Below are 2,181 nucleotides of genomic sequence, written 5' to 3'. Positions count from 1 at the left end.
CCTCCAGCGGGCCCCCACCCCCGGGGCTCTCACCACCTCCTTTCACCCCCTCCTCCAGGAAGTGAGCACGCACATGGCCGACACCGCCGACCAGAAGAAGCCCGCCGCCCGACGCCGCCGGGCCAGGCTGCTGTCGCCGCCCGCCTGGTGGCCGCTGCCCGCCGCCGCCCTGCTCGGGCTGGCCGCGGGCGGCGCGTACGGAGTGCTCAAGGCACCCGAGTACGCCGCCACCAGCTACGTCGTCGCGGTGCCCGACGACACCACCGAGCCGGCCACGGCGCTGGGCTTCGCGCAGGCGTACGCCCGTATCGCCACCAGCAGCTCGACGCTCGCGTACGCGCAGCCCCGCGCCGGCATCAGCGCCCGCGAACTGCGCACCCACGTGCGGGCGGAGACCTCCCCCGAGTCCCCGATGATCGCGATCACGGGCACCTCGGCGAGCGCCGCCGAGTCCGCCGACATCGCCAACGCGGTCGCCGACGCCCTGACGCTGAGCAGCAACCAGGCGGCGAAGAACACGGGCGTGCAGCTGCTGCTGTTCAACCAGGCCGTCGCGCCGACCGACCCGGCCTCGCCGTCCGCGCCGGTCAGCGGCGCCGTCGGGCTGTGCGCGGGCGGCCTGCTCGGCGGGCTGTGGCTGCTCGCCCGGCCGGCCCGCCGCCGCCCCGAGGAGGAGCCGCGGCCCGCTTCCCCGGCAGAGCCGGAGCCGACGGCCGTCGCGGAGGAGCTGGGGCAGGTGCCCGCGCAGGGTGAGCACGCCGAACCCAAGGAGAAGGAGTCCGTGCGATGACGACGGGCTCCGGCGCCCTGTCGGTAACCCTGTGCCGCGACCCCCGCCAGTTCGCCGCCCTGGAAGAGCCCTGGAACGCGCTCTTCCGATCCTGCCGGACCGCGACGCCGTTCCAGAGCCACGCATGGCTGCACTCCTGGTGGCTGTCGTACGGGCGGGACGGCCGGCTGCGCGTGGTGCTGGTGCGCCGCGGCGGGGAGCTGGTCGGCGCGGCCGCGCTGATGCTGGTGCACCGGCCGCTGCCGCTGCTGGTGCCGCTCGGCGGCGGCATCACCGACCACTCCGACGTGCTCGTCGCCGACGAGCACGCCGACCGGGTCGTCCCGGCACTGGCCCGCGGCCTGCACCAGGCGGCGCGCGGCGCCGTCGTCGACCTGCGCGAGGTGCGCCCCGGGGCGGCCGCCGAGGCGGTGTTCGCGCACTGGCCGGGCGTCCGCAGCCGGCTCGCCGACTCCACCTGCATGGAGCTGCCCGCACTGCCGTTCGACGAGCTGGTCAAGCGGATGCCGGCTTCCGGCGGCCAGCGGGTGCGGGCCAAGCTCCGCAAGACCGACGCCGCCGGGATCGAGGAGCGCGAGGTCACCGAGTACGAGGTGCCGCGCGCGGTGCGCACCCTGCTGCGGCTCCACGAGAAGCAGTGGCGCGGACGCGGCGTCACCCCCGAGCACCTGCGGCCCCGTTTCGCCGAGCACCTGACGCGGGCGACACGGCGGATGGTGCGCACGGGGGAGGGCCGGCTGACGGAGTTCCGGCTGGAGGGGAGGGTCGTCGCGGCGAACGTGACCCTGCTGTCCCGGTCGTTCAGCGGCGGCTACCTGTACGGCGCCGACCCGGACCTGCGGGCCCGGAAGGTGGACGTGGCGACGCTGCTGCTGCGCCACGAGACCGGCCGCGCGCTCGCGGAGGGCCGGCAGGTGGTGTCCTTCCTGCGCGGCAGCGAGCCGTACAAGAACCACTGGCGGCCCGAGACGGTCGTCAACCAGCGGTTCCTGATGGCGCGTACGGCGCTCGCGCCCCTGCTGCGGCTGCACGAGTCGCAGGTCACGGGGCGCGAGCGGGCGGTCGACGCACTGCGGGAGGCGCTGCCGGCCGCCAGGGACTGGCGGGCGCGGCTGGGCGAACTGCGGGTGCGATGACGGCTCTACCAGGGCCAGAAGCCGGAGTCCGAGCCCCAGTCGATCGAGACGCAGACCGACTGCTTGCCGACCAGCTTGGAGAGCCAGTCGCCGAAGCCCAGCGGCACGCACCACTGCGTGGTGTTGACGGGCGCCGGCACCCGCGAACCGGGGGACCGAGGGAACCGAAGGAACCGACGGAGCCGAACCGGGGACCGGATCCCCGTTTGGGGACACAGGTGCAAACGGGGATCCGCTCCCCGCTTATTTCACCCT

3 protein-coding genes are annotated in these 2,181 nt (G+C 75.0%); 2 read left to right on the top strand and 1 reads right to left on the bottom strand.

The features are described from left to right. Positions 1–73: 73 nt before the first annotated feature. Together EF903_RS31905 and EF903_RS31900 are read left to right on the top strand one after the other, a co-directional pair. Entirely contained in the window at positions 74–790 is a 717-nt protein-coding gene (locus EF903_RS31905; RefSeq protein WP_125548449.1) for a lipopolysaccharide biosynthesis protein, read from the top strand. Beyond that, complete coding sequence (locus EF903_RS31900; protein WP_125548448.1) at positions 787–1,926, top strand: GNAT family N-acetyltransferase; 1,140 nt, start codon at positions 787–789, stop codon at positions 1,924–1,926. Before EF903_RS31905 ends, EF903_RS31900 begins: the two co-directional genes overlap by 4 nt. Positions 1,927–1,931: 5 nt before the next feature. On the opposite strand, the gene EF903_RS35680 is transcribed toward EF903_RS31900, so the two are convergent. Further along, the gene (locus tag EF903_RS35680) at positions 1,932–2,066 is read right to left on the bottom strand and encodes a hypothetical protein (RefSeq protein ID WP_260616204.1); all 135 of its coding nucleotides are present in this window, start codon (positions 2,064–2,066) and stop codon (positions 1,932–1,934) included. Positions 2,067–2,181 lie beyond the last annotated feature (115 nt).

This window comes from Streptomyces sp. WAC05292, from assembly GCF_003949955.1.
Classification (GTDB): domain Bacteria; phylum Actinomycetota; class Actinomycetes; order Streptomycetales; family Streptomycetaceae; genus Streptomyces; species Streptomyces globosus.
This window is presented reverse-complemented; position numbering and strand designations above follow the sequence as displayed.

Coding starts and splice junctions, on each gene's coding strand:
- EF903_RS31905 (WP_125548449.1), top strand. CDS start 74: ATGGCCGACACCGCCGACCAGAAGAAGCCCGCCGCCCGACGCCGCCGG.
- EF903_RS31900 (WP_125548448.1), top strand. CDS start 787: ATGACGACGGGCTCCGGCGCCCTGTCGGTAACCCTGTGCCGCGACCCC.